This window comes from Sphingobium sp. IP1 (genome assembly GCF_002708645.1).
GTDB lineage: Bacteria > Pseudomonadota > Alphaproteobacteria > Sphingomonadales > Sphingomonadaceae > Sphingobium > Sphingobium yanoikuyae.
Genome location: NZ_NOIW01000010.1, coordinates 66,641 through 90,799 on the forward strand (window position 1 = coordinate 66,641; position 24,159 = coordinate 90,799).

Below are 24,159 nucleotides of genomic sequence, written 5' to 3' on the forward strand. Positions count from 1 at the left end.
ATGGGTCACAAGAGCAACCCGATCGGTCTGCGTCTGCAGATCAACCGTACCTGGGACAGCCGCTGGTTCGCCGAAGGCGCCGACTATGGTCGCCTGCTGCTGGAAGATCTCAAGATCCGCCAGTACATCATGAAGAACCTGCCGCAGGCCGCGATCTCGAAGGTCGTGATCGAGCGTCCGGCCAAGCTGTGCCGCGTGTCGATCTACGCTGCCCGTCCCGGTGTCATCATCGGCAAGAAGGGTGCAGACATCGAAAAGCTTCGCAAGAAGCTGGGTGCCTTCACCTCGTCGGACGTGTCGCTGAACATCGTCGAAATCCGCAAGCCGGAAATCGATTCGAAGCTCGTCGCACAGGGCATCGCCGACCAGCTGGAACGCCGCGTTGCCTTCCGTCGCGCCATGAAGCGTGCGGTGCAGTCGGCTCTCCGTCTGGGCGCCGAAGGCATCAAGATCACCTGCGGCGGCCGTCTGGGCGGCGCGGAGATCGCGCGTGTCGAATGGTATCGTGAAGGCCGCGTTCCGCTGCACACCCTGCGTGCGAACGTCGACTATGCCGAAGCCACGGCGCACACCGCCTATGGCGTTTGCGGCATCAAGGTCTGGATCTTCAAGGGCGAGATCCTCGGCCATGATCCGATGGCTACCGACCGGCTGATGCTGGAGGCTCAGACCTCCGGCGTGCGCCCGGCGCGCTGAGAATAAGAAGGTAATAGCGTCATGCTGCAACCGAAGAAGATGAAGTTCCGCAAGACCTTCAAGGGCCGGATCAAGGGCGATGCGAAGGGCGGCACTGCGCTGAACTTCGGCGCCTATGGTCTCAAGGCTCTGGAGCCCGAGCGGATCACCGCGCGCCAGATCGAAGCGGCTCGCCGCGCGATCCAGCGCCACCTGCGCCGTCAGGGTCGTCTGTGGATCCGCGTGTTCCCCGACGTTCCGGTCACCAAGAAGCCGGCTGAAGTCCGCCAGGGCAAGGGCAAGGGTTCGGTCGAATATTGGGCGGCTCGCGTCGCTCCCGGCCGTATCCTGTTCGAACTGGACGGCGTTCCCGGTCCGCTCGCAGCAGAGGCCTTCTCGCGCGCCGCGATGAAGCTGCCCATCAAGACGAAGGTCGTTGCCCGCCTCGGCGACACCTCGCACCTGGAGGGTTAAGCTGTGGCCAACGTTGCAGACCTCAAGACCAAGTCGGACGACGAGCTGTCGACCGAGCTGAACAACCTGAAGCGCGAGCAGTTCAATCTGCGTTTCCAGGCGGCCACCAACCAGCTGGAAAAGCCCAGCCGCGTTCGTGAAGTCCGTCGTTCGATCGCGCAGATCAAGACCCTGCAGACCGAGCGTTCGCGCTCGGCCGCGAAGTAAAGGAAACACACGATGCCCAAGCGCGTGCTGACGGGAACGGTGGTTTCCGACAAGACCGACAAGACGGTGGTGGTTCGCGTGGAGCGCAAGGTTAAGCATGCGCTCTACGGCAAGATCATCCGCCGGTCGAAGAAGTACCATGCCCATGACGAGGGCAATGTCTACAAGGAAGGCGAAACGGTCCGTATCGAAGAGACCGCTCCGATTTCCAAGCTCAAGACCTGGAAGGTCATCGAGCGTGTGGACACCCACAAGTCGCCGGAATCGGCGGCCTAAGGGCAGTCACCGACTCTAGAGTCGAAAAAGTTCGGACGCGGGGCTGGCCTTTTCCTTCGGGAGGAGGTACAGGCCCGCGCTTCGTGCATTTCGATTCACCGGGTCGACTCACGAAATTCGGAACCGCCGGGATAGTCCCGGTAGGCCAAATAAGAAGGAACCGGATCCATGATCCAGATGCAATCCAATCTTGACGTCGCGGACAACAGCGGCGCCAAGCGCGTCCAGTGCATCAAGGTGCTGGGCGGCTCGAAGCGGCGTTTCGCCGGCGTGGGCGACATCATTGTCGTCTCCGTCAAGGAAGCTGCTCCGCGCGGTAAGGTGAAGAAGGGTGACGTGCATCGCGCCGTCATCGTGCGCACCGCCAAGGACGTGCGTCGCGCTGATGGCAGCGTGATTCGCTTCGACGGCAATGCCGCTGTGCTTATCAACAAGAACGAGGAGCCGATCGGCACCCGTATCTTTGGCCCGGTCGTTCGCGAGCTGCGCGCCAAGAAGCACATGAAGATCATCTCGCTCGCTCCCGAGGTGCTGTAATGAGCGCTGCTAAGATCAAGAAGGGCGACAAGGTCGTCGTCCTGGCTGGCAAGGACAAGGGCCGTACCGGCGCCGTCCTCCAGGTGATGCCCAAGGACGACAAGGTCCTGGTCGAAGGCATCAACGTGCATGCGAAGCATCGCAAGCCCGACCAGTCGAACCCGCAGGGTGGCATCGACCGCAAGCCGGCCCCGATGCACATTTCGAACGTCGCTGTCGCCGACAAGGATGGCAAGCCGACCCGCGTCCGTTTCGAGGACCGCGACGGCAAGAAGGTCCGCGTCGCCGTCAAGTCCGGTGAGGTGCTGTAATGGCCGACAAGTATATTCCGCGCTCGAAGTCGATCTACGACGACGCCATCGTGAAGGCGATGGTCGAGAAGTTCGGCTACAAGAATGTGATGGAAATCCCGAAGATCGAAAAGATCGTGCTCAACATGGGCGTCGGTGAAGCCACGCAGGACAAGAAGAAGGTCACTTCGGCCGCCGAGGAAATGGAACTGATCGCCGGCCAGAAGCCGGTCATCACCAAGGCGAAGAAGTCGATCGCGCAGTTCAAGCTGCGTGAAGGCATGCCGATCGGTGCCAAGGTCACGCTGCGCCGCGAGCGCATGTATGAATTCCTTGATCGCCTGATCAACATTGCCCTGCCGCGCGTGCGCGACTTCCGTGGTCTCAACCCGAAGAGCTTCGACGGCCGTGGCAACTATGCCTTCGGCATCAAGGAGCAGATCATCTTCCCCGAGATCAACTATGACCGCATCGACAAGGTGCGTGGCATGGACATCATCGTGACCACCACGGCGAAGACTGACGACGAAGCGCGCGAACTGCTGCGCCTCTTCGGCTTCCCCTTCCCGATTGAAGAGAAGCAGGCGGCCTAACAGGCCCCGCTTCTCTCCCAACGCTTAAGCTAAGGAAGAGAACTTAAGTCATGGCGAAACTGAGTTCGATCAACAAGAACGAGCGCCGCAAGAAGCTGGTGAAGAAGTATGCCGGCCGCTATGCGAAACTCAAGGCGATCGCAGCCGATACCGCTCTCGACGACACCGAGCGTCTGATTGCGCGTCTGAAGATGGCGGAAGTCCCCCGCAACGGCAACCCGACCCGCATTCGCAACCGCTGCGAACTGACGGGCCGCCCGCGCGCTTACTACCGCAAATTCCGTCTCTGCCGCGTGCAGCTGCGTGATCTGGCCAACAAGGGCCTGATCCCCGGCGTCACCAAGTCGAGCTGGTAAGGATCATTTGAGATGGCATTGACCGATCCCCTGGGTGATATGCTCACCCGCATCCGTAACGGGCAGCAGGCGAAGAAGGACAGCGTTGTGTCCCCCGCCAGCAAGCTCCGTGCCCGCGTGCTCGACGTGCTGCAGCGCGAAGGCTATATCCGTGGTTATTCCGAGGAAACCCTCGGCAATCACCCCGGCCTGCGCATCGAGCTGAAGTATTTCGAGGGCCAGCCTGCGATCAAGCATGTTGCCCGCGTGTCCAAGCCTGGTCGCCGCGTCTATTCCGGTTCCAAGGAACTGCCGGTGATCCGCAACGGCCTGGGCATCACCATTGTCTCGACGCCCAAGGGCGTTCTGTCCGACGCCGAAGCGCGTGAACAGAATGTCGGCGGCGAAGTGCTGGCGGAGGTGTTCTGATGAGCCGCACTGGCAAGAAGCCGGTCACCGTGCCTGCGGGCGTGACCGCGTCGATCGCTGACGGTCAGCTGTCGGTGAAGGGGCCCAAGGGCACCCTCGCCATGCCGCTGGCCGACGAAGTGACCTACACCGTCGAAGAAGGCAGCATCGCTGTAAAGCCCGCCAACAACGGCAAGCGCTCGCGCGCTTTCTGGGGCATGCAGCGTACCCTGATCCAGAACCTGATCACCGGCGTGACCCAGGGCTTCTCGAAGAAGCTGCTGATCACCGGTGTCGGCTACCGTGCGAACTCGCAGGGCAAGACCCTGAAGTTGCAGCTCGGCTACAGCCACGACGTCGATTTCGAGATTCCGGAAGGCATCGAGATCAAGACCCCGGATAACACCACGGTCGAGATCAGCGGCATCGACAAGCAGCAGGTAGGCCAGGTCGCCGCCGAGATCCGCCGCTGGCGCAAGCCCGAACCCTATAAGGGCAAGGGTATCAAGTACGCCGGCGAATTCATCTTCCGCAAGGAAGGGAAGAAGAAGTAAGATGGCTAAGCTTTCCCTCTTCGCGCGGCGTCGTCGCCGCGTTCGCACCGCGCTCAAGGCTGTTTCGGGCACCCGCCCGCGCCTCAGCGTCCATCGTTCGGGCCGTCACATCTACGCCCAGATCATCGACGACGTCGCCGGTACCACCGTCGCCGCCGCTTCGACCCTGGACAAGGATGTTGGCTCGAAGGCTCTGGGCAAGACCGGCGCCTCTTCCGAAGCCGCTGCCGATGTCGGCAAGCGCGTCGCTGCCGCTGCTACGGCGGCCGGCGTCACCAAGGTCGTGTTCGACCGCGGTGGCTTCCTGTTCCATGGCCGCGTCAAGGCGCTGGCCGATGCCGCCCGTGAAGGCGGGCTGGAGTTCTGATCATGGCTGACGAAAACACCAACGAAGTCGTCGCGCCCGTCGAGGGTGCCGAGGCTCAGACCGAAGGTCGTGGTCCCGGCCGTGGCCGTGGCCGTGGCGGTGACCGCAACCGTGGCGAGCGTGGCGGCCGTGGCCGTCGCGACGACCGCCGTGGCGGCAACCGTGACGAGGAACAGGGCGAAGAGCTGATCGAGAAGCTGGTTCACATCAACCGCGTCTCGAAGACCGTCAAGGGCGGTAAGCGCTTCGGTTTCGCTGCTCTGGTCGTCGTCGGCGACGGCAAGGGCCGCGCCGGTTTCGGTCATGGCAAGGCGCGCGAAGTGCCTGAAGCCATCAGCAAGGCGACCGCTTCGGCCAAGAAGGCCATGGTTCGCGTTCCGCTGAAGGAAGGCCGCACCCTGCACCATGACGGCCTCGGCCACTTCGGTGCTGGCAAGGTGACTGTCCGTTCGGCTCCGGCCGGTACCGGCATCATCGCCGGCGGTCCGATGCGCGCCGTGTTCGAAAGCCTCGGCGTCGCTGACGTCGTGACCAAGTCGAACGGCACCTCGAACCCCTACAACATGATCCGTGCGACCTTCGCGGCGCTGGGCGAGCAGACCAGCCCCAAGTCGGTGGCGCAGCGTCGTGGCAAGAAGGTCGCTGACCTTCTGCGTCGCGGTGGTGCCTCGGCCGAAGTCGCGCAGGCTGACGCCGAAGCGATTGCGGAGTAACTGACATGGCGAAGATCAAGATCAAGCAGATCGGTTCGCCGATCCGTCGCCCCGAAAGCCAGAAGAAGATTCTGATCGGCCTGGGCCTTGGCAAGATGCATCGCGTGGTCGAGCTGGAAGACACGGCGGAAGTCCGCGGTGCCATCAAGAAGCTCCCCCACATGGTGGAAGTGGTCGAGGGCTAAGCCCTTTCGATCCGACGAAATGAAGCGAAAGAGGGGGAAACCCCTCTTTCGTTTTTTCAGCGGAAGCGCTAACGGGCGCTTCCTTTAGATGATCCCGCAGGGGATCAGCGCGACAAAAGCGAAAGCGAGTGCGAACATGAAACTGAACGAAATCAACGACAATGCCGGTGCCCGCAAGGGTCGTATGCGCGTCGGCCGCGGTATCGGCTCGGGCAAGGGCAAGACCGCCGGTCGCGGCCAGAAGGGTGCCAAGGCACGCTCGGGCGTCAGCATCAACGGCTTCGAGGGTGGCCAGATGCCGCTCCACATGCGCATCCCGAAGCGCGGCTTCAACAACATCTTCGCCAACGATTATGCGATCGTGAACCTGGGTGAAGTGCAGGCCGCGATCGACGCCGGCAAGCTGGACGCCGCTGCCGTCATCGACCATGCTGCGCTGAAGGCAGCCAACCTGGCCCGTGGTGGCAAGGATGGCGTCCGCGTTCTCGCCAAGGGCGAACTGACCGCCAAGGTCAGCTTCCTGGTCGCCGGTGCCTCGAAGAGCGCCGTCGAAGCGGTCGCCAAGGCCGGTGGCAAGCTGGACGTGATCGAAGTCGTCCCGGCAGCCGAGAAGGCCAAGGCGAAGAAGGGCACCGCCCTTGCCGCCAAGAAGGCCGCCAAGGCCTAAGTCTCGCCCGAGACTTGCAAGCACGGCCCCGCTGCCCGATATGGGTTGGCGGGGCTATGTGTATCGGGGGGAGCATATGTTCGTCGCAACGGCGGCAACTCCCGTTCGACATGGTCTTCCCGCCCCGCTAAGGGGGTAGCGATTCCGCCACGGAGCCCGATGGCTCCGGCAAGAATGATTTGAAGGGCAGCCACAATGGCATCGAGAGCCGACCAGCTCGCATCCAATCTCAGCCTCGCGAAGTTCAGCCAGGCGACCGACCTCAAGAAGCGCCTGTGGTTTACCCTCGGCGCGCTGATCGTCTTCCGCTTCCTCAGCTTCGTGCCGCTGCCGGGTATCGATCCCACCGCGCTCGCGGCCTGGTCGCAGAAGTCGGCCGGTGGCATCCTCGACATCTTCAACACCTTCTCGGGTGGTGCATTGTCGCGCGCGAGCCTCATCACGCTCGGCATCATGCCCTATATCACCGCGTCCATCGTGGTGCAGCTGGCCGCCTCCCTCTCGCCGCAGCTCGCGGCGATCAAGAAGGAAGGTGAGAGCGGCCGCAAGAAGCTGAACCAATATACCCGCTATGGCACCGTCGGCCTGACCGCCGTGCAGGGCTACGCCGCCGCCGCCAACTGGCAGGCGCAGGGCGTGGTCGTGGACCCCGGCATGCTGTTCGTCGTCTCGGCGATCATCTCGCTGATCGGCGGCACCATGTTCCTGCTGTGGCTGGGTGAGCAGATCACCTCGCGCGGCATCGGCAACGGCACCTCGCTGATCATCATGGCCGGTATCGTCGCGCAGCTGCCGGTGACGCTGAGCAACCTGTTCAAGTCGGGCAGCGAAGGCTCGATCTCGGGCCTGGTCATTTTCCTGGTCGTGGTGCTGGGCTTTGGTCTGATTGCCTTCATCTGCTTCATGGAACGGGCGCAGCGCCGGGTGCTGATCCAGTATCCCAAGCGCCAGACGCGCCAGGGCCTGATGCAGGCCGATCGCAGCCACCTGCCGCTGAAGGTCAACACCGCGGGCGTGATCCCGCCGATCTTCGCCAGCTCGCTGCTGCTGCTGCCGCTGACCATCTCGCAGTTCATGGGCGTGAAGGCGGACGATGACAGCCGCTGGAGCAGCATCGTGCTGACGATCAACCAGTATCTGTCGCACGGCAGCCCCTTCTACATGGGCCTCTATGGCCTGGGCATCGTCTTCTTCTGCTTCTTCTACACCGCCGTGGTGTTCAACCCGGAAGAGACGGCCGACAATCTGAAGCGCAATGGCGGCTTCATTCCGGGCATCCGTCCGGGCAAGAATACCGAGAATTATCTCGATTATGTCCTGACCCGGATCACCGTGATCGGTGCCGCCTACCTGGCCTTCATCTGTCTGGTGCCGGAATTTGCCATCGCCCGGGCGGGAATTCCCTTCTACCTTGGTGGGACTAGCCTGCTGATCGTCGTCAATGTTACGGTCGATACCGTGACCCAGATCCAGAGCCATCTGCTTGCCCATCAATATGGGGATCTGATCAAGAAGGCGAAGCTGAAGGGCCGTCTGCGCTAAGGGGGCGCAGACAGGCAAGCGCAAGTACAAGGGGAGAATGCGCGCAATGAATATCATTCTGCTTGGTCCTCCGGGTGCCGGCAAGGGCACCCAGGCCACGCGGCTCGTCGACAGCCGTGGCATGGTTCAGCTGTCGACCGGGGACATGCTGCGGGCTGCGGTCAAGGCGGGGACTCCGGTCGGCCTGCAGGCCAAGGCGCTGATGGAATCGGGTTCGCTGGTGCCGGACGAGGTCGTCTCGGGTATCATCGGCGAAGCGCTTGATGCGCTGGCGGCCGACACCGGCGTTATCTTCGACGGCTATCCGCGGACCGAGGCCCAGGCCCATTCGCTCGACACCATCCTGGCCGATCGCGGCCGCACGCTCGATCATGTGATCGAGCTGGAAGTGGACGAGGATGCGCTGGTCGAGCGCATCACCGGCCGCTTCACCTGCGCGACCTGCGGCGAGGGCTATCATGATGCCTTCAAGCAGCCCAAGGTCGAGGGTACGTGCGACAAGTGCGGCGGGCACGAATTCAAGCGTCGTCCCGACGACAATGAGGAAACGGTGCGCACCCGCATGGCCGAATATCGCGCCAAGACCGCACCGATCCTGCCGATCTACGAAGCGCGGGGCATCGTCAGCCGCGTCGACGGCATGGCCGACATGAACGACGTCAGCGGCGCGATCGTCGCCATCTTGGACGGCGTTCCGGCCTGAGCTATTCTCCCTCCCCGGCGACAAGGCGGGGAGGGGACATGGCCTATCCAATCAGATCGATACTGACAGGCGCCGGCATGGCGCTGGCGGCCGCGCCCGGACAGGGTGGGGTGGTTGCCAGCAGCGATGCCGGCTTTGTCGTGCAGGCGAGCGTGGACGTGGCCATGGCGCCCGACGCGGCCTATGCGCTGCTGGCGGAGCCGGGGCGCTGGTGGAACAGCGCGCACACCTATAGCGGCGATGCGCGCAACATGGTGCTGCAGGCGAAGGCCGGGGGCTGCTTCTGCGAGACGGTTCCCGACAAGAGCGGCAAGAGGGCCTCTGGCAGCATCGAACATGCGCGGGTCATCTATGCCGCGCCGGGCCAGCAATTGCGGCTGAGTGGGGCTCTGGGGCCGCTCCAGAGCGAAGCGGTGACTGGCGTGCTGGACTTCACCATCGCGCCCGCGCCGGGCGGTAGCCGGGTGACGCTGACCTATTCGGTGGGCGGTTATATGCGCGGTGGCTTGGCGCCGATCGCGCCGGTCGTCGACAAGGTGCTGGTGGAGCAGCTCGACGGGTATAAGCGGGCGGCCGACAGCAAGGGTTGAAGCGCGACCGCGCCGGCAGGCAATAGCAAATCGGGGTGGAAGCCCGATGGCCTCCACCCCGATGGATGATGCTTAATTCTCGTCGCCCATGCGCAGGGCGGCGATGAAGGCTTCCTGCGGAATCTGGACCGAGCCATATTCGCGCATCCGCTTCTTGCCTTCCTTCTGCTTCTCCAGCAGCTTCTTCTTGCGGGTGATGTCGCCGCCATAGCATTTCGCCGTGACGTCCTTGCGCATCGCCGCGATCGTCTCGCGCGCGATCACCTTGCCGCCGATCGCCGCCTGGATCGGGATCTTGAACAGGTGACGAGGGATCAGATCCTTGAGGCGCTCGCACATGTGGCGGCCGCGCGCTTCGGCGGCGGAGCGGTGGACGATCATCGACAGCGCATCGACCGGCTCGTTGTTGACGAGGATGCTCATCTTGACGAGGTCGCCCTCGCGCGTGCCGATCTGGTGATAGTCGAAGCTGGCATAGCCACGGCTGATGCTCTTCAGGCGATCATAGAAGTCGAACACCACTTCGTTGAGCGGCAGTTCATAGGTCACCTGGGCGCGGCCGCCGACATAGGTGAGGTTCTTCTGGATGCCGCGACGGTCCTGGCAAAGCTTCAGGATCGAACCGAGATACTCGTCGGGGCAGTAGATCACCGCCTCGATCCAGGGCTCCTCGATCATCTCGATATGATTGGGATCGGGCATGTCGGCCGGGTTGTGCAGGTGAAGGGTGCGACCATCCTTCATGTGCATGTCATAGACGACCGACGGCGCCGTGGTGATCAGGTCCAGATCATATTCGCGGCTCAGGCGCTCCTGGATGATTTCCAGATGCAGGAGGCCGAGGAAACCGCAGCGGAAGCCGAAGCCGAGCGCGGCCGAGGTTTCCATCTCGAACGAGAAGCTGGCGTCATTGAGGCGCAGCTTCGAGATCGACTCGCGCAATTTCTCGAAATCATTGGCGTCGACCGGGAACAGGCCACAAAACACCACCGGCTGCACTTCCTTGAAGCCCGGCAGCGGCTTGGCAGCGCCATTCTTCACGGTCGTGATGGTATCGCCGACGCGGGTCTGGGCGATTTCCTTGATCTGCGCGGTGATGAAGCCGATTTCGCCGGCGGCCAGTTCGGGCAGCGCCTCGATCTTGGGGCGCATGCAGCCGACGCGGTCGATCAGATGCTCGGTGCCGCCGATCATGAACTTGATCGCCTGCCCCTTCTTGATCACGCCGTTGACGACGCGCACCAGGATGACAACGCCCAGATAGGGGTCGTACCAGCTGTCGACCAGCATCGCCTCCAGCGGCGCGTTGCGATCGCCCTTGGGCGCCGGGATCTTGGTGACGATGGCTTCCAGGATATCGTCGATGCCGATCCCCGACTTGGCGCTCGCCAGCACCGCTTCCGACGCGTCGAGGCCGATCACTTCCTCGATTTCCGCGCGCACCTTTTCCGGCTCGGCGGCGGGCAGGTCGATCTTGTTCAGCACCGGCACGATCTCATGATCATGCTCGATCGACTGATAGACGTTGGCCAGCGTCTGCGCTTCCACGCCCTGCGCGGCGTCGACGACCAGCAGCGCGCCCTCGCATGCGGCAAGACTCCGCGACACTTCATAGGCGAAGTCGACATGACCCGGCGTGTCCATGAGGTTGAGCTCATAGGTCTCGCCATTCTTGGCGGTATAGTCGAGGCGCACGGTCTGCGCCTTGATGGTGATCCCGCGCTCCTTCTCGATGTCCATGTTATCAAGGACTTGCGCGCTCATCTCACGGTCGGTCAGGCCGCCGGTGCGCTGGATCAGGCGATCGGCCAGCGTCGACTTGCCATGGTCGATATGCGCAATGATCGAAAAGTTTCGGATATGGGACAGGTCGGTCATCGGCGCCCGATAGCAGCAGTTGCGGGCGCTGTCAGCAGGATCACGTTGTGCAGGGCATGCGAAATTGCCGTGCGATGACAAGCATCGTCATTAACCCCCTTTGCTTGGAAGCCCCTTGCGGCTGTGTTACGTTCCAGAAAAATATCCGGGGCGCACCAATTTCTCTCGACCAGACAGAAACGGGGTTTTTGAAAATGCGTGTATTGAAGATGCTGACTGCGGCTGCGGTCTGCCTTGGTTCGGCCGCGCCGATGGCGATGGCCGCCGAAAAGGGTTCGTCGGCCCGTCAGGAACAGTCGCGAAAGCAGGCGGAAATCCCGCGCTGCACCCGCCGCCTTGGCACCGTCGCGATCGTCGAGCCCGACAATCAGTGGTGGCGCGAACTCAATCTGGGCAGCCCCGAGGCGATCCTGAAGATCTTCGTGCAGCAGTCGGGCTGCTTCGGCCTCGTCAATCGCGGCCGGTCGATGGCGAGCCGCAACATGGAACGCGCCATGGCCGACAATGGCGAATTGCAGGCCGGCAGCAATCTGGGCCGCGGCCAGGTGAAGGCGGCGGATTATTTCCTGGAGCCGGACATCGTCTCGTCCAACCGCAACAGCGGCGGCAATTCGCTGGGCGGCGTTCTCGGCGGCTTCATGGGCGGCAGCACCTGGGGCCGGATCGCCGGCGGTATCAACGTCAAGAAGAGCGAGGCCAATGTCACCCTCTCGATCGTCAATGCCCGCACCACCGAGGAAGAGGCGCTGACCGAAGGCTATGCCCGCAAGTCGGACCTGAGCTTCAACGCCAGCGGCGGGTCGAGCTGGTGGGGCGGTTTTGCCGGCGCCGGTGGCGGTGGCTATCAGAATACCGAGATCGGCCAGGTGATCGTGCTCGCCTATCTCGACGCTTATACAAAGCTGGTGACGCAGCTGGGCGGCCTGCCCGACAATGCTGCGGCGGCGGCACCGGTCGCGCAGCCCTGATGACGAGGGGGCGCTGCCGCTGCGGCAGCGCCCTCATCCGCTCGGCGCAATCTCCGCAAGCGGGCCTGGCGCCCGTCGCCGCTTCTTCCACCAGCGCAGGATGATCTCTCCCGCCGGTCGCTCGACCAGGCGGTTGATGAGCGTGCCGAGCGTCAGCGCGACGAGGAAGGCAGCGGCAAAGCCGATCCAGGGACTATAGCCGGCCCTGGCGATTTCCAGCATGACGACGAAGCCGACATGCTGGTGGATCAGGTAGAAGCTGTAGCTGACTCCGCCCATCCAGACGAGCGGCCGGATCGCCAGGAAGCGCAGATGGTTGCGGATCAGCGCTGCGAAGGTCGCCATCAGCACAAGACCGACAATCGTGACGTCCCATGTTTCCATGGTCGCGATCGATAGCAGCGCCAGCGCGGCATAGGGCGCCTGTTGCTGCCAGCTGCGCTGTCCCGCCCAGATGCGGTAGGCCAGCATGCCGATGATGAAGAAGGGCGTATAGCGCAGCACCAGCAGCATCACGACCCGTTCGGGCACGATATCGGGCCAGAGCTGCATCACCCAGCGCAGGATCAGCCAGACCACCAGCGTCGGTTCCAGATGCCGCAGGCCGATCCATTTCCAGATCGAGACCATGCAGAAATAGAAGGCGATCTCCACCGTCAGCGTCCAATAGGCGCCGTCCACTTCGGGAATGAAGGCAAAGCCCTGGAGCATCGTCAGATTGGCGAGAATCGCAAAGGGGCCGACCAGCAACTGGGTCGCCTGCGCCAGATATTCGATCGACAGCGTCACCAGCATCGCCACCAGATAGGCGGGATAGAGCCGGGCGAAGCGGTTGACGATGAAGTCGGCGACCGTGCCGATCCGGTCCAGCGTGAAGAAGATCGCAAAGCCGGAAATGGTGAAGAACAGCAGCACGCGGTAATTGCCGCCGGGGAAGCTGAAGGGCACATGGCTGGCCTGCGGGAACAGCTCATGGAAACGGGTCGAATAATGGAAGACCAGCACGCACAAGGCGCCGATGCCGCGCAACGCGTCCAGCTCCGTCAGCCTTGTCCGTTTCGGCTTCGTTTCAACCATGATGCTTCATAGCAATGATGGAGCAACGAATGGGATATTTTCTTGGTTAACGTGCAATGCGCAAATGGCGGATACGGGCGCTGTCGGTCCCGATCTGGAACGTCCCGCCGCGGGATCGCGGTCTTAGCCGGCCGCGCACCAGTTGATTGGCTTGGACGACCAGGGACGGGCATAGCGTTTGAGGATGAGGAGCTGGCCTAGCGAGACGCCGTCACGGAGCAGGATGCGGGCGGTTGGGTCACTGTCGGCGGGATCGGCATGGGCTTCGAAGCTGCCGCCGTTCAGCATGCCCTGCAACGCGGTGCGGCCGGCGCGGGCAAGGGCGGCTTCCTGCGGGCAGCCGGCGCCTTCGAGTCGCGGCGCGCTGATGTCGGCGAGATGGTAGCGACGGCCCTGATAGGCATAGGCGTCGGTGGCGAGGACACAGGCCTGGCCGTCCAGATCGTCACATGCGGCAAAACGGGTGGATATGGTGGCGGGCGCGTCGACGGATGGCGCCGAAGCCGTCGTCGACGCGGGCAGCACATGGCGCATCAGGACCAGCAGCAGCGCCCCCATCAACAGGGCGATGAGGATGAGGCGCAGCGGCACGATGGCGCGGCGCTGATCCTGCTTGTCATTCAGCCAATGGTCCGACCGGTCCCGGTCTTCGTCACCAATATCATGCAGGCTATAGGCCATGATTCATCCCCAATCGGAAGCTATCGCTAGTAAATATTGGGAAATTTTTGGTTAACCATGGTGGTCGCGCAAGGGGCGTCGGACGGCGCCTTGACGCCGCGCCGGGGGCGTGGTGAAAAAAAACTGCGGAAGCCAGAGGAAGGAGACGGCGTGAGCGAGGCATGGCTGTATGACGAGCATCCGGCGATGGTCCGGGCGCATCCCTTCCTGTTCCTGCTGCTGCTGGTTTCGGTGGTCGGCATATTGGCGATCGGCGTGTGGTGGGTGATGCACAAGGGCGAGCGGCTGGCGCTGAGCGAGCGCGAGGTGCTGCTGGAGCGTGGCTTGCTGGCCAAGCAGCGGACCGAGGTGGCGCTGTCCAGCATCCGCAGCGTGCGCATCACGCAGACCTTCGGCCAGCGGCTGTTCGACGTCGGCAATGTCGAGCTGTTCAGCGCCGGTGACGTAGCGGAAATCGCGATCCGCAACATGCCGCGACCGGGACGGATTCGGGCGATTGCGGCAGCCCGAAACCTGGACCTGCTGCCCCAGCGCTGAGCGGTCGGGCAGGGGTGGCGCGCACGGAAAGCGCACGAAATCCGCCATTTTGTTGTCGAACATAATGTCTAGGCCCTTGACTTGGGCGCATTTATTTTAACCAATAGGAGCCCAGGGGCCGGCAGAGCTTTCCACCCGCACGAGGACGCCAGGAACAAGCAACGTCGATCCGCATCAGGCGGACGGCGGGAAAAAGGGGGCGCCTTGATGGTGGGTTTGCGCGTAATGCCGCTGTTGCCGGAATTGACGGCCGATCAGCGGGCCGAGATTCGGCAGTCCTGCGGCTTTGCCTGCGTGCGCTGCGGAGTGACCATCTATCGATATCTGGGGCTGCCAGACGGGCCGGGGGCGACGCTGCTCTGCCCGACCTGTCACGGGCTGGTGGAGGAAGGGCGGCTGACCGCGAATCAGGTCCACAGCTTCCATGCCAATCCGGTGGTGCGCCAGCGCCACTTCGCGCGCGATCGCCTGCCCTTCTCCAACGAATTGCCACAACTCATCGTCGGTGGATCGCGGATGCTGCGCGATACGCCGATTCCCATCACCCTGGATGGCGAGCCGATCCTGATCTTCGCGCCGCCGCGCCGATCCATGGGGGCGACGCGGATCAGCGTCAGGCTGGGCGCGGCCGACGGCACGCCGATGCAGGTGATCGATGGCAATGAATGGAAGCCGCATGACGGCAGCTGGCATTTCCTGTTGCGCGGCGACCGCTATTCGATGATGGCGGCGCGGGGGGACGGATTGTGCGTTTTGCGTATCGTTGCGCGCAACCGGCTTGCGGTCGAGCATCTGCGTACCACGATCAACGGGCGCCGGCTGGAAGTGACGCCGGACTGGCTGGAGGTCGATGGCAAGCGCTATGTCGACCGGATCGGCAGCGGCACGCTGATCGGCCTGGAACTGTAGACGGCGCCTTTCGGGGCGCTATCCGGGTTCCCGATTGCAGCTATTGCGGATCGAGTCATGCGATGACTGGATTCCGTAACGGAAACAGGCGATGCCCACAGGCGTCGCCTTTTTCGTCTCACCGATATGGATGAAGTGTATCTGATATAAATCAACGGCTTGGCCGTCATCATAAAAAATTGATCATAGAAGAAGTTTACATCCGTTCCGGGGCATGATTCCCTGTGGGCGATCAGAGGGGTTGGAATGTCGAATGCGGTTGCCAGTCTGGACGATAATCAGCGGGCATGCCTGCGGCTGGTGGCACAGGGCTATACCTCCAAGCAGATCGCGCAGCGCACATCGCTGACCCCCGGTACGGTCGACCAATATGTCTATCGCGCGACCGTGGCGCTGGGCGCCAAGGATCGGCGCGAAGCCGCCCGGATATTGGTAGAGGCCGAGAAAAACGCGCAATTCAAGCAATTTGAATTAAAGCCGGAGCCGCTTGTTGAACCGGCGATGGCGGGTGAGAAGGAGGCGTCGGCACCAAGCAGGCCGACCCGGACCGGCGACATCCCGGCTGGTGCAGAGCGGCAGGAAAAGGGTCGTTTGCGCCAATTGGGTAACCGGATCCTGGCAACCATGGGAGGGGAACCGCATGGGCTGAATCGATGGCAGATCCTGACGACCATCTTCCGGGTCGCGCTATGGGCAGGGGGTTCCCTGGCCGCGCTGATCACGATGGGATATTGGCTCAATCATCTGTTCGGCTGACGGTCTCCAACAATCCAACCATCTGATGGGCCAGCGAGCGCTGGCCTGAAAAGGGAGCCTTGCCATGTCCAATGCCCGCCGCGCCGAGCGCGCCGCCAAGAGCGAAATGCACATGTCGGACGACACCTTCTTCAACCTGAGCGGCCAGGTCCGCGATGCCTATGTGAAGCTGGACGATGTCCTGGCCCATACGCTGCGGATGAGCGCCGACATGATCGATACCGCCCGCACCATCGGCCTGGCCCCCGAACAGGGACAGAAGCTGTTCAAGCGCTTCCATGGCTGCATCGACACGATGATGCAGAGCCGCGAGCAGCTGCTGGGCGCCCATCTGGAGGCGACCAAGATCCGCATGAAGACCAACCAGGCCGAACGCGCCGACGGCTGCTACAGTCCGTGGAGCGCGCTGGAAGAAAAGCAGGCCGACGCCCTGCGCCTGGTCGCCTGACGCACCCGGACCGGAAGGCAGGATCGTGCAGATCTTCCTCGCTTATACGATCGCGCTGATCGCGACCTCGATCTTCGTGGTGCGTTATGGCGGCGCGACCGGGCGCTGGAGCATCGTCGGCGTCTGGGCTGGGTTCATCCTGGCCCAGACGGCGGTCCTGACCATCCGGCCGGAGGCGGTGCTGATCCGCACGATCCTGGCGATCGAATGCGCCTCGCTGCTGTTCAAGATCATCATTTCGATGCTGAGCAGCCGGCGCTGGCCGATCATCGTCGCCGCCTTCCAGCTGAATGTGGCGGCGGTTCAGGTCGCGGTGATCGTGTCACCCGCCTACCTCACCAAATTCTTCTACGCCATGTCGACAATCTGGGCGGTGCCGGTGCTGGTCGTGATGGCCATGGGCACGCAGATGGACCGGAAACACGCGTTTCCGGTCTGAGCAAAGGAAACAGGATGCGGAAATGCCCATCATTCCCTCTTGAAGCCGTGCCGTCCCGAGGAAGGCATGTTGCTTCTGTTTTTGTCCGATTGATGGAGGGCCGATAATTATGGCATCAAGGGACATGACCCAGCGCGTTACGCGCCATCTGAACCCAGTAGGGAGTGATGGAATGGAGGGAGAGGGTGGTTATCCGGCCGAAAGTCCGGTCGTCACCGCGGCCGACCTGGTCCGCGGCTTTTCCGAATGTCGCGACATGGCGACACGCACGCCGCTTTACATCACCCATCATGGCCGGGCGACTCATGTGCTGCTGGGCGTCAACGAATTCCGGGCGCTCAAAGCCCAGTCGGGCAGCGCCGGTCAGGAAAGCGCCGAGGAGAAATTGTTCGCGCTGGCCGACTGGGTCGATCAGGCGGTGATCATCTGTGACCAGGATATGCGCGTCGACTTCGTCAACCGGGTCGCCAGCGCCATCTGTCGCAAGCCGGTGGGACAGATGGTCGGTCCGAAGCTGGACGTCGTCCTGCCGTCCATCAGTGGCAGCCTGATGGAAGTGCATGTGCGCCGCACCGTGAGCGGCGGCGAGCCGAGCGCGGCCGATATTCCCTCTCCCTTTGCCGACGGCGCCTGGCTGCGGCTGCAGAGTTTTCCCCTTGGAAGGTCAACCGTCATCATGTTCCGCGACATTACCGAGGATGTGCGCCGTCATCGGCTGGCCGATGCCAAGGCCGCGATCATCGAGGCGATGACCGCCCATGGCGATGTCGGCTATGTCCGCCTGTCGGTGCGCGGCACGATCGACGCGGTCGATGTGCCCTTCACCGATATGCTGAGCCTGCCGCGCGAACGGGTGATGGGCGTGCAACTGACCGACCTGGTGCTGACCCATGGCCGCGCGGCATTCCGCCAGGCGCTGGAGCGGGCGATGCAGGGGCAGGGCGCGCAATGCGTGCAGACCATGTTGCTGAGCAATCGCGGCGAGGCGGTGGCGGTGAAGGCCTCTATCGTCGCCCTGCACGGCGCCTATGGCGCCGAGGGGGCGGTGGTGCTGATCACCGCGCTCGATGGGAGCACAGTGGTGGAGTTGCCGCGCGCCGCCGAATGAGGCGGGCGCGGGTCAGCCGCAGCGGGCGCTGGTGACGACCATCTGATCGTCATAGCTGACGGTCAGCCGGTCGGGGCGGAAGTCCATGGTCATGGCCATATTGGGGCCGCCCCAGCGCAGCGTCTTGGCGCCCGAGGCCTTGAGCAGTTCCGCCCCCAGATCGGCCGTCGCCTTCTGCCCGGTGAAACGGTCGAGCCCGTCATTCCTGCACGGCCCTTGCGCCATGGCTGGCGGCGATGCGGAGTCGGGGCCTTCGCTGCCGGTCCCGACACAGGCGGTCAGGGGCAGGAATATCATCGCCATCATCGGCATGGGCATCGCCATCCGCATCGTCCGTCTCCTTATTCGGTCCGCGTCATCTTGAGCCGGCCATTCTTGACCGCAAAGGCAAGGCGTCCTTCGACCAGGTCCACCGCATCCCGGCCGAACTGGTCATAGCGCCAGCCTTCCAGGATCGCGAGATCGTCGCGCACGCCGGCGGCCAGCGCCTCGATATCGTCGGTGCGGGCGAGCAGGCGCGGGGCGACATTGATGTCGCGCGAGCGAATCTTGAGCAACAGCTTCAACAGGTCGGCGACCAGCGCGCCATCCTTGCCCAGGCCCGGACGCTTGGGATCGCGCTCGGGCATCTCGTCCTTGCCGAGCGGCTTGTGCGCGCCGAGCGCCGCCATAAGCCGGCCGCCAATGTCGTTGCTTTTCCAGGTGGCGGACAGGCCGCGCACCTTGCCCAGATCCTCCTGCGCGCGCGGCGGGTGGCTGGCGATGTCGGCCAGCGTCTCGTCCTTGACGATGCGGCCGCGCGGCAGATTCTTGTCCTGCGCTTCCTTCTCGCGCCAGGCGGCCAGCGCCTTCAGGCGACCCAGCACATCGGCCTTGCGGCTGGCGATGCGGACGCGCTTCCAGGCTTCGGACGGATCATTCTCGTAATTGGACGGATCGCTGATCCGCTCCATTTCCTGGTCGAGCCAGTCGCCACGTCCGGTCTTGCGCAGTTCTTCCAGCATCTTGGGGAAGATTTCGATCAGATAGGTGACGTCGCCGATCGCATAGTCGATCTGGCGCTTGTCGAGCGGGCGGCGCGCCCAGTCGGTGAACCGTGCGCCCTTGTCGAGCTGCACGCCGAGCCAGGCATCGACGAGATTGCCATAGCCGATCTGTTCGCCAAGGCCGAGCGCCATGGCGGCGATCTGGGTGTCGAACATCGGATGCGGCGTCTTGCCGGTCAGGTTGTGGACGATCTCGATGTCCTGGCCGCCGGCATGGAAGACCTTGAGTACGTCCTCATTATTGACCAGCAGGTCGAGCAGGGGCGTAAGGTCGATGCCCGGCGCCTTGGGATCGATCGCTGCAGCCTCGTTGGAGTCGGCGACCTGGACCAGGCAGAGTTCGGGCCAGTAGCTATTCTCGCGCATGAACTCGGTATCCACCGCGACATAGGGGGATTTGGCCATGCGGGCGCAGAAATCGGAAAGCGTCTTGCTGTCGGTAATCAGCGGATGAATTTGCATATGGTCTTCGATCTTATTATGGGCTGGCCCGCGTCCTGCGGGCTGGTCGATAGTCGACAAGGCAAGCCCATAGCCGGGCCGCAACAATTTGTCATTTCCGTAAAACGAATTTGAAAGATCGAAACGCCATGCACGCCTATCGCACCCACAATTGCGGCGCCCTTCGTGAAGCCGATGTCGGCGCGAATGTGCGCCTGTCCGGCTGGGTGCATCGCAAGCGCGATCATGGCGGCGTTCTCTTCATCGACCTGCGCGACCATTATGGCCTGACCCAGATCGTCGCCAAGGCGGACAGCGAGCCGCTGCGCATTCTGGACGGCCTGCGGGCGGAATCGGTCGTGACGATCGACGGCACCGTCGTCGCGCGCGGCCCGGAAGCGACCAACCCCAAGATGGCGACCGGCACGATCGAGGTCGTCGCCGATAAGGTGACCGTGCTGTCAACCGCGGCCGAACTGCCGCTGCCGGTGGCGGGCGAGCAGGAATATCCCGAGGATATCCGCCTGCGCTATCGCTTCCTGGATCTGCGCCGCGAGACGCTTCACGCCAATATCGTCACCCGCACCAAGATCATCCGCGACATGCGTCGCCGCATGGAAGATGCCGGCTTCACCGAATATTCGACGCCGATCCTGACCGCGTCCTCGCCCGAAGGCGCGCGCGACTTCCTGGTGCCCAGCCGCATCCATGCCGGCAAGTTCTACGCCCTGCCGCAGGCGCCGCAGCAATATAAGCAGCTGCTGATGGTTGCCGGTTTCGACCGCTATTTCCAAATCGCGCCCTGCTTCCGCGACGAAGATCCGCGCGCCGATCGTCTGCCGGGCGAATTCTACCAGCTCGACCTGGAAATGAGCTTCGTCACCCAGGAAGATGTCTGGAACACGATGGAGCCGGTCATCGCGTCGGTGTTCGAGGAATTTGCCCAGGGCAAGCCGGTGACCCCGGCCGGCAGCTTCCCGCGTATCCCGCACGCCGAAGCGATGCTGAAATATGGCAGCGACAAGCCGGACCTGCGCAACCCGATCATCATCCAGGACGTGACCGAGCATTTCCACGGCTCGGGCTTCGGCATCTTCGCCAGCCTGGTTGAGAGCGGCAATGTCATCCGCGCGATCCCGGCGCCGGGCGCAGGCGCAGGCAGCCGCAAATTCTTCGACGACATGAACAACTGGGCGCGCGGCGAAGGCTATTCGGGCCTTGGCTATATCAACATCAAGGATGGCGTGCCCGGCGGCCCGATCGCCAAGAATCATGGCGAGGAAGCGACCGCCAAGCTGATCGAGGCGCTGGGCCTTGGCCCGAACGACGGCGTGTTCTTCGCCGCCGGCAAGGAGACGCAGGCAGCCAAGCTGGCGGGCCTGGCGCGCATCCGCGTCGGCGAGACGCTCGACCTGATCGACAAGGACCGGTTCGATCTGTGCTGGATCGTCGACTTCCCCTTCTATGAATATGATGAAGACGAGAAGAAGGTCGACTTCGCCCACAACCCCTTCTCGATGCCGCAGGGCGGGCTGGACGCGCTCAACAACCAGGACCCGCTGAGCCTGAAGGCCTATCAGTATGACATGGTCTGCAACGGCTATGAGATCGCGTCGGGTTCGATCCGTAACCAGTCGCCCGAAGCGATGGTCAAGGCGTTCGAACTGGTGGGCCTCAGCCAGGCCGACGTGGAAGAGCGCTTTGGTGGCCTCTATCGCGCGTTCCAGTACGGCGCGCCGCCCCATGGTGGCATGGCCGCCGGTGTCGACCGCATTGTGATGCTGCTGTGCGGTGCGCAGAATCTGCGCGAGATCACGCTGTTCCCGATGAACCAGCGCGCCGAAGACCTGCTGATGGGGGCGCCGAGCGCTGCCGAGTTCAAGCAGCTGCGCGAACTGCATGTTCGTGTCGTGGAGCCGCAGGCGAAGGCATAAGCCTTTCCATAGGCTGGAAGGAACAGGGCTCCCGCCATCCGGTGGGGGCCTTTTTCTTTGCCGTCTTGCCTTGCTGTATTGTTGTGATAACACACGTGACGGCAAGGGAGCATGGCGGATGATGCGGACGATCATGGCAATGGTGGCGGCGGGCCTTTCGGCAGTGGCAGTGCAGGCGGCTAGTCCCGGTTTCGATCCGCGCGCTTTGAAGGCGGTTGCCGGGCCGCCCAATGAGGTGATGGTGCTGGGCACGCCCCATCTGTCTGGCTGGCCAGAAAATTTCGATGCGCAGGCGCTGGGGCCGCTGATCGACCGGCTGGCGGCGTGGAAGCCGCAGGCGATCGCGGTCGAGTCCCTGTCTGGTCTGCAGTGCGATGCGTTGCGCCGCGCGCCGTTCCGCTATGCGGAGACGGTGGAAACCTATTGCTGGGACGCGACGCCGGCGCGCACGGCGACCGGGCTGGACGTGCCGGCCGCCACGGCCGAGGTCGAGCGGCGTCTGGCCGCCTGGCCGGAGCGACCGGCGGCATCGGATCGGCGCCATCTGGCGGCCTTGTTCCTGGCGGCGGAGGATCAGGGATCGGCGCTGGTGCAATGGCTGCGGCTGGACGGCGTAGACCGTCATGCGGGTGATGGCCTGGATACTGTGCTGGTGGCGCGGCTGGAAACGCTGCGCCAGCGCCGCAACGAGGAGTTTCTGATTGCCGCGCCGCTCGCTGCCCGGTTGGGGCTGGAGCGGCTGGAACCGATGGACGACCACAGCGCCGACCGGCCCTACCGCAATGCCGAGGAGGAAAAGGCGGCCGGCGCCGCGATCATGAAGGCGTGGGACAACGCGGCGACGGCGCGCCGCAAGGCGGCCGATGCGGCGCTGCAGCCCGGCATCAAAACGGGCGCGGGCGTGCTGGCGCTCTATCGCGCCTATAATGCACCGGAACAGGCGCAGACCATCTATGACAGCGATTTCGGCGCGGCGCTCAAGGAGCCTTCGCCCGAGCGGTTCGGGCGTGGCTATGCGGGCTATTGGGAGGTGCGCAATTTGCGCATGGCGGCCAATATCCGCGATGTGTTCGCCGCCGCGCCGGGCCAGCGCATGTTGGTGATCGTCGGCGCCTCGCACAAATTCTACCTGCAGGCCTATCTCGACATGATGCACGATGTGCGGCTGGTCGATACCGACGCCGTGCTGCGCTGAAACCGCTCTTGCCCTTGGCGGCGCGGTTCGATCTAATCGGCCGTCCCCTTGCAGGAGAGCGGCGCATGACGATCAATCTGTCGGACTATGAGACCGGGGCGAAGTATAAAGGCGATTATGATGCGGCCCTGCTGGCGCTGCAGCATCGCCTGTCGAAGATCCAGGTCGCCCATATCCTGCATCGCCGCCGGACCGTCATCATGCTGGAAGGCTGGGACGGCGCGGGCAAGGGCGGCATCATCAAGCGGATGACCGCGGACTGGGACCCGCGATACTATCAGGTCCATCCGATTGCCGCGCCGACGCGCGAGGAACTGGACCATCATTTCCTCTGGCGCTTCTGGACCCGGCTGCCCGCCAGCCAGAATATCGGCCTGTTCGACCGCAGCTGGTACGGTCGGGTGTTGGTGGAGCGGGTGGAAAAATATGCGCCCAAGGCGGAATGGAAGCGCGGCTACAAGGATATCAACGCGTTCGAGGCGCAGCAGGTCGAGACCGGCACCAACATCATCAAGCTGTTCGTCCACATCACCCAGGAGACGCAGGACGAGCAACTGGCGCAGCGGCTGGATACGCCGTGGAAGCGGTGGAAGACCGGTGCCGACGATTATCGCAACCGGGCCAGGCGGGCCGAATATTGGGATGCGATGCACGACATGTTCGAGAAGACCGACACCAAGCAGGCACCCTGGAAGGTGATCGACAATAATAATCGCAAGGCCGGACGAATCGCGGCGCTGACCTATGTCGCGGAGCGACTGGAGAAACTGGTGCCGATGGATTTTCCGGCGCCCGATCCCGAGGTGGTCAAGCTGGCGCGGGAGGCATTTGGCTATAAGCCGGCAAAATAATTCCGCAAAAACAACGATCTGTAACAAAATCGTCATCAAATACTAAGCGGTCATTTACCCTTTCCTTCTAGGTCGGGCGCCATGTACGCGCCCCAGATGCTCGATCGGCCCGACCCGGAGCCGCATGTTGCCGCCGGCACCGCCTTGCCCTTTGCGCAAGGCTGCGCCGCGGTCCGGTTGGGCCAGCCGCTCAGCCAGGCGGTCGACCGTTTCCAGGACGATGCGGCGCTGCGGCTGCTGCCGGTGGTGGACGCCGCCGATCGGCCGGTGGGGGCCATTTATGAGCGCGACATGCGGCGCATCCTGTTCAACCCCTTCGGTCATGCGCTGCTGCGCAATCCCAGTTTCGGCGGGCGGCTGGACGAGCATGTGCGGCCGTGTGCGACGGTGGAGCAGAGCGCCAGCATCGAACGGCTGATCGACCTTTATGCGGCGCAGGGGAGCGATTGCGAGGGGCTGATCGTGACGCAGGGCGGCCATTATGCCGGTGTGGTCGGCGGTCCGCTGCTGCTGCGGCTGGCGGCGGAGCGGGATACGCGCGATGCGCTGGCCCGCACCCGGCGGCTGGAGCATGTGACGCGCGAGAGCGGCGCATTTCGCGCGGATGTCGAGGCGCTGATCGCCGATCTGGTCGGCATGGCCGACATGCTGTCGGCGCGCGCTGAACAGGCGGTGGAGCGGGCATCGGGCAATGGCGAGGCGGCGGCCGGCATGGCGGTCGCGGCGGAGCAGACGGCCGACAGCCTGCACGGCATCGCCAGCGGCGGGCAGGAAC

The 24,159-nt window shown here is 63.6% G+C and carries 33 protein-coding genes; 28 read left to right on the forward strand and 5 right to left on the reverse strand.

All coding sequences use genetic code 11. The features are described from left to right. The 17 genes from rpsC to CG471_RS05395 all read left to right on the forward strand — a co-directional run bounded on the left by rpsC (position 1) and on the right by CG471_RS05395 (position 9,116). On the forward strand, positions 1 to 696 hold the full coding sequence (gene rpsC / locus CG471_RS05315) for a 30S ribosomal protein S3 (protein ID WP_004208716.1): 696 nt from the start codon (positions 1 to 3) through the stop codon (positions 694 to 696). A gap of 21 nt (positions 697 to 717) precedes the next feature. Continuing rightward, on the forward strand, positions 718 to 1,149 hold the full coding sequence (gene rplP / locus CG471_RS05320) for a 50S ribosomal protein L16 (RefSeq protein ID WP_004208715.1): 432 nt from the start codon (positions 718 to 720) through the stop codon (positions 1,147 to 1,149). A 3-nt stretch (positions 1,150 to 1,152) separates the two neighbouring features. Continuing rightward, positions 1,153 to 1,356: a 50S ribosomal protein L29 gene (gene rpmC, locus CG471_RS05325; RefSeq protein WP_004208714.1), complete on the forward strand. Its 204-nt coding sequence runs from the start codon at positions 1,153 to 1,155 to the stop codon at positions 1,354 to 1,356. Between the two features lie 12 nt (positions 1,357 to 1,368). Next, entirely contained in the window at positions 1,369 to 1,632 is a 264-nt protein-coding gene (gene rpsQ, locus CG471_RS05330) for a 30S ribosomal protein S17 (protein WP_004208713.1), read from the forward strand. A gap of 168 nt (positions 1,633 to 1,800) precedes the next feature. Further along, positions 1,801 to 2,169 (forward strand): 50S ribosomal protein L14, encoded by a 369-nt coding sequence (gene rplN, locus CG471_RS05335; RefSeq protein WP_004208712.1) that lies wholly within the window; start codon positions 1,801 to 1,803, stop codon positions 2,167 to 2,169. Next, entirely contained in the window at positions 2,169 to 2,480 is a 312-nt protein-coding gene (rplX, locus tag CG471_RS05340; protein WP_004208710.1) for a 50S ribosomal protein L24, read from the forward strand. Before rplN ends, rplX begins: the two co-directional genes overlap by 1 nt. Beyond that, on the forward strand, positions 2,480 to 3,052 hold the full coding sequence (gene rplE / locus CG471_RS05345) for a 50S ribosomal protein L5 (RefSeq protein WP_010337292.1): 573 nt from the start codon (positions 2,480 to 2,482) through the stop codon (positions 3,050 to 3,052). Before rplX ends, rplE begins: the two co-directional genes overlap by 1 nt. A 50-nt stretch (positions 3,053 to 3,102) precedes the next feature. After that, entirely contained in the window at positions 3,103 to 3,408 is a 306-nt protein-coding gene (gene rpsN, locus CG471_RS05350; protein ID WP_004208708.1) for a 30S ribosomal protein S14, read from the forward strand. A 12-nt stretch (positions 3,409 to 3,420) separates the two neighbouring features. Further along, positions 3,421 to 3,816, forward strand: coding sequence for a 30S ribosomal protein S8 (gene rpsH / locus CG471_RS05355; protein ID WP_004208707.1), 396 nt, complete (start codon positions 3,421 to 3,423; stop codon positions 3,814 to 3,816). Continuing rightward, complete coding sequence (rplF, locus tag CG471_RS05360; protein WP_099231027.1) at positions 3,816 to 4,349, forward strand: 50S ribosomal protein L6; 534 nt, start codon at positions 3,816 to 3,818, stop codon at positions 4,347 to 4,349. The genes rpsH and rplF overlap by 1 nt, the downstream gene beginning before the upstream one ends. 1 nt (position 4,350) lies before the next feature. Beyond that, entirely contained in the window at positions 4,351 to 4,716 is a 366-nt protein-coding gene (gene rplR, locus CG471_RS05365; RefSeq protein ID WP_004208705.1) for a 50S ribosomal protein L18, read from the forward strand. A gap of 2 nt (positions 4,717 to 4,718) precedes the next feature. Next, the gene (gene rpsE / locus CG471_RS05370) at positions 4,719 to 5,429 is read left to right on the forward strand and encodes a 30S ribosomal protein S5 (protein WP_004208704.1); all 711 of its coding nucleotides are present in this window, start codon (positions 4,719 to 4,721) and stop codon (positions 5,427 to 5,429) included. Positions 5,430 to 5,434: 5 nt separating this feature from the next. Next, on the forward strand, positions 5,435 to 5,614 hold the full coding sequence (gene rpmD / locus CG471_RS05375; RefSeq protein WP_010337294.1) for a 50S ribosomal protein L30: 180 nt from the start codon (positions 5,435 to 5,437) through the stop codon (positions 5,612 to 5,614). A gap of 136 nt (positions 5,615 to 5,750) precedes the next feature. Further along, entirely contained in the window at positions 5,751 to 6,281 is a 531-nt protein-coding gene (rplO, locus tag CG471_RS05380; protein WP_004208702.1) for a 50S ribosomal protein L15, read from the forward strand. A gap of 195 nt (positions 6,282 to 6,476) precedes the next feature. Further along, positions 6,477 to 7,823: a preprotein translocase subunit SecY gene (secY, locus tag CG471_RS05385; RefSeq protein ID WP_004208701.1), complete on the forward strand. Its 1,347-nt coding sequence runs from the start codon at positions 6,477 to 6,479 to the stop codon at positions 7,821 to 7,823. A 46-nt stretch (positions 7,824 to 7,869) separates the two neighbouring features. Continuing rightward, a complete protein-coding gene (locus tag CG471_RS05390; protein ID WP_099231028.1) occupies positions 7,870 to 8,526 on the forward strand; it encodes an adenylate kinase in 657 nt (218 codons plus the stop codon). 38 nt (positions 8,527 to 8,564) lie between these two features. Further along, positions 8,565 to 9,116 (forward strand): ATPase, encoded by a 552-nt coding sequence (locus CG471_RS05395; RefSeq protein ID WP_099231029.1) that lies wholly within the window; start codon positions 8,565 to 8,567, stop codon positions 9,114 to 9,116. A gap of 72 nt (positions 9,117 to 9,188) precedes the next feature. Here the strand turns inward: CG471_RS05395 and lepA are convergent, their stop codons facing one another. Beyond that, entirely contained in the window at positions 9,189 to 10,994 is a 1,806-nt protein-coding gene (gene lepA, locus CG471_RS05400; RefSeq protein WP_037510832.1) for a translation elongation factor 4, read from the reverse strand. Between the two features lie 194 nt (positions 10,995 to 11,188). On the opposite strand from lepA, the gene CG471_RS05405 reads away from it, so the two are divergent. Further along, the gene (locus tag CG471_RS05405) at positions 11,189 to 11,962 is read left to right on the forward strand and encodes a CsgG/HfaB family protein (RefSeq protein ID WP_099231030.1); all 774 of its coding nucleotides are present in this window, start codon (positions 11,189 to 11,191) and stop codon (positions 11,960 to 11,962) included. A 33-nt stretch (positions 11,963 to 11,995) separates the two neighbouring features. Here CG471_RS05405 and CG471_RS05410 read toward each other — a convergent pair whose 3' ends face one another. Further along, positions 11,996 to 13,039 carry an acyltransferase gene (locus CG471_RS05410; RefSeq protein ID WP_099231031.1) on the reverse strand — a complete coding sequence of 348 codons (1,044 nt, stop codon included), beginning with the start codon at positions 13,037 to 13,039 and terminating at the stop codon, positions 11,996 to 11,998. Positions 13,040 to 13,162: 123 nt separating this feature from the next. Then, positions 13,163 to 13,720, reverse strand: a complete 558-nt coding sequence (locus CG471_RS05415; RefSeq protein WP_099231032.1) for a nuclease — start codon at positions 13,718 to 13,720, stop codon at positions 13,163 to 13,165. 150 nt (positions 13,721 to 13,870) lie between these two features. Between CG471_RS05415 and CG471_RS05420 the strand changes: the two genes are divergently transcribed. The 6 genes from CG471_RS05420 to CG471_RS05445 all read left to right on the forward strand — a co-directional run bounded on the left by CG471_RS05420 (position 13,871) and on the right by CG471_RS05445 (position 17,917). Next, positions 13,871 to 14,257, forward strand: a complete 387-nt coding sequence (locus CG471_RS05420) for a PH domain-containing protein (protein ID WP_004208693.1) — start codon at positions 13,871 to 13,873, stop codon at positions 14,255 to 14,257. A gap of 225 nt (positions 14,258 to 14,482) precedes the next feature. Beyond that, the gene (locus CG471_RS05425; RefSeq protein WP_010337301.1) at positions 14,483 to 15,166 is read left to right on the forward strand and encodes a hypothetical protein; all 684 of its coding nucleotides are present in this window, start codon (positions 14,483 to 14,485) and stop codon (positions 15,164 to 15,166) included. A 300-nt stretch (positions 15,167 to 15,466) separates the two neighbouring features. Further along, the gene (locus CG471_RS05430; protein WP_234831479.1) at positions 15,467 to 15,922 is read left to right on the forward strand and encodes a helix-turn-helix transcriptional regulator; all 456 of its coding nucleotides are present in this window, start codon (positions 15,467 to 15,469) and stop codon (positions 15,920 to 15,922) included. A 64-nt stretch (positions 15,923 to 15,986) separates the two neighbouring features. Beyond that, a complete protein-coding gene (locus tag CG471_RS05435) occupies positions 15,987 to 16,370 on the forward strand; it encodes a hypothetical protein (protein WP_004208690.1) in 384 nt (127 codons plus the stop codon). 25 nt (positions 16,371 to 16,395) lie between these two features. Further along, entirely contained in the window at positions 16,396 to 16,809 is a 414-nt protein-coding gene (locus CG471_RS05440; RefSeq protein WP_099231033.1) for a hypothetical protein, read from the forward strand. 172 nt (positions 16,810 to 16,981) lie between these two features. Then, positions 16,982 to 17,917, forward strand: coding sequence for a PAS domain-containing protein (locus tag CG471_RS05445; RefSeq protein WP_010337303.1), 936 nt, complete (start codon positions 16,982 to 16,984; stop codon positions 17,915 to 17,917). 12 nt (positions 17,918 to 17,929) lie between these two features. On the opposite strand, the gene CG471_RS05450 is transcribed toward CG471_RS05445, so the two are convergent. Continuing rightward, positions 17,930 to 18,247, reverse strand: coding sequence for an I78 family peptidase inhibitor (locus CG471_RS05450; RefSeq protein WP_257211432.1), 318 nt, complete (start codon positions 18,245 to 18,247; stop codon positions 17,930 to 17,932). 11 nt (positions 18,248 to 18,258) lie between these two features. Beyond that, positions 18,259 to 19,425, reverse strand: coding sequence for a ribonuclease D (gene rnd / locus CG471_RS05455; protein ID WP_099231051.1), 1,167 nt, complete (start codon positions 19,423 to 19,425; stop codon positions 18,259 to 18,261). A gap of 128 nt (positions 19,426 to 19,553) precedes the next feature. On the opposite strand from rnd, the gene aspS reads away from it, so the two are divergent. The 4 genes from aspS to CG471_RS05475 form a co-directional block, all read left to right on the forward strand. Beyond that, a complete protein-coding gene (gene aspS / locus CG471_RS05460; RefSeq protein WP_099231034.1) occupies positions 19,554 to 21,338 on the forward strand; it encodes an aspartate--tRNA ligase in 1,785 nt (594 codons plus the stop codon). A gap of 118 nt (positions 21,339 to 21,456) precedes the next feature. After that, the gene (locus CG471_RS05465; RefSeq protein ID WP_099231035.1) at positions 21,457 to 22,533 is read left to right on the forward strand and encodes a DUF5694 domain-containing protein; all 1,077 of its coding nucleotides are present in this window, start codon (positions 21,457 to 21,459) and stop codon (positions 22,531 to 22,533) included. 65 nt (positions 22,534 to 22,598) lie between these two features. Further along, the gene (locus tag CG471_RS05470; protein WP_099231036.1) at positions 22,599 to 23,384 is read left to right on the forward strand and encodes a polyphosphate kinase 2 family protein; all 786 of its coding nucleotides are present in this window, start codon (positions 22,599 to 22,601) and stop codon (positions 23,382 to 23,384) included. 81 nt (positions 23,385 to 23,465) lie between these two features. Then, on the forward strand, positions 23,466 to 24,159 hold a 694-nt coding region (locus tag CG471_RS05475; protein WP_143560148.1), incomplete at its 3' end, for a CBS domain-containing protein.

Bases quoted from the DNA above. Each gene is read 5' to 3' on its own strand.
- rpsH (WP_004208707.1), top strand. From the start codon at position 3,421: ATGGCATTGACCGATCCCCTGGGTGATATGCTCACCCGCATCCGTAAC.
- CG471_RS05470 (WP_099231036.1), top strand. From the start codon at position 22,599: ATGACGATCAATCTGTCGGACTATGAGACCGGGGCGAAGTATAAAGGC.
- lepA (WP_037510832.1), bottom strand. From the start codon at position 10,994: ATGACCGACCTGTCCCATATCCGAAACTTTTCGATCATTGCGCATATC.
- rplX (WP_004208710.1), top strand. From the start codon at position 2,169: ATGAGCGCTGCTAAGATCAAGAAGGGCGACAAGGTCGTCGTCCTGGCT.
- rnd (WP_099231051.1), bottom strand. From the start codon at position 19,425: ATGCAAATTCATCCGCTGATTACCGACAGCAAGACGCTTTCCGATTTC.
- CG471_RS05445 (WP_010337303.1), top strand. From the start codon at position 16,982: ATGGAGGGAGAGGGTGGTTATCCGGCCGAAAGTCCGGTCGTCACCGCG.
- CG471_RS05465 (WP_099231035.1), top strand. From the start codon at position 21,457: ATGATGCGGACGATCATGGCAATGGTGGCGGCGGGCCTTTCGGCAGTG.
- rpsE (WP_004208704.1), top strand. From the start codon at position 4,719: ATGGCTGACGAAAACACCAACGAAGTCGTCGCGCCCGTCGAGGGTGCC.
- CG471_RS05405 (WP_099231030.1), top strand. From the start codon at position 11,189: ATGCGTGTATTGAAGATGCTGACTGCGGCTGCGGTCTGCCTTGGTTCG.
- rplR (WP_004208705.1), top strand. From the start codon at position 4,351: ATGGCTAAGCTTTCCCTCTTCGCGCGGCGTCGTCGCCGCGTTCGCACC.
- rpmD (WP_010337294.1), top strand. From the start codon at position 5,435: ATGGCGAAGATCAAGATCAAGCAGATCGGTTCGCCGATCCGTCGCCCC.
- rplN (WP_004208712.1), top strand. From the start codon at position 1,801: ATGATCCAGATGCAATCCAATCTTGACGTCGCGGACAACAGCGGCGCC.
- CG471_RS05395 (WP_099231029.1), top strand. From the start codon at position 8,565: ATGGCCTATCCAATCAGATCGATACTGACAGGCGCCGGCATGGCGCTG.
- rplP (WP_004208715.1), top strand. From the start codon at position 718: ATGCTGCAACCGAAGAAGATGAAGTTCCGCAAGACCTTCAAGGGCCGG.
- rpsN (WP_004208708.1), top strand. From the start codon at position 3,103: ATGGCGAAACTGAGTTCGATCAACAAGAACGAGCGCCGCAAGAAGCTG.
- CG471_RS05435 (WP_004208690.1), top strand. From the start codon at position 15,987: ATGTCCAATGCCCGCCGCGCCGAGCGCGCCGCCAAGAGCGAAATGCAC.
- aspS (WP_099231034.1), top strand. From the start codon at position 19,554: ATGCACGCCTATCGCACCCACAATTGCGGCGCCCTTCGTGAAGCCGAT.
- rplE (WP_010337292.1), top strand. From the start codon at position 2,480: ATGGCCGACAAGTATATTCCGCGCTCGAAGTCGATCTACGACGACGCC.
- CG471_RS05415 (WP_099231032.1), bottom strand. From the start codon at position 13,720: ATGGCCTATAGCCTGCATGATATTGGTGACGAAGACCGGGACCGGTCG.
- rpsQ (WP_004208713.1), top strand. From the start codon at position 1,369: ATGCCCAAGCGCGTGCTGACGGGAACGGTGGTTTCCGACAAGACCGAC.
- CG471_RS05410 (WP_099231031.1), bottom strand. From the start codon at position 13,039: ATGGTTGAAACGAAGCCGAAACGGACAAGGCTGACGGAGCTGGACGCG.
- secY (WP_004208701.1), top strand. From the start codon at position 6,477: ATGGCATCGAGAGCCGACCAGCTCGCATCCAATCTCAGCCTCGCGAAG.
- CG471_RS05425 (WP_010337301.1), top strand. From the start codon at position 14,483: ATGCCGCTGTTGCCGGAATTGACGGCCGATCAGCGGGCCGAGATTCGG.
- CG471_RS05450 (WP_257211432.1), bottom strand. From the start codon at position 18,247: ATGCGGATGGCGATGCCCATGCCGATGATGGCGATGATATTCCTGCCC.
- rplO (WP_004208702.1), top strand. From the start codon at position 5,751: ATGAAACTGAACGAAATCAACGACAATGCCGGTGCCCGCAAGGGTCGT.
- rplF (WP_099231027.1), top strand. From the start codon at position 3,816: ATGAGCCGCACTGGCAAGAAGCCGGTCACCGTGCCTGCGGGCGTGACC.
- CG471_RS05390 (WP_099231028.1), top strand. From the start codon at position 7,870: ATGAATATCATTCTGCTTGGTCCTCCGGGTGCCGGCAAGGGCACCCAG.
- rpsC (WP_004208716.1), top strand. From the start codon at position 1: ATGGGTCACAAGAGCAACCCGATCGGTCTGCGTCTGCAGATCAACCGT.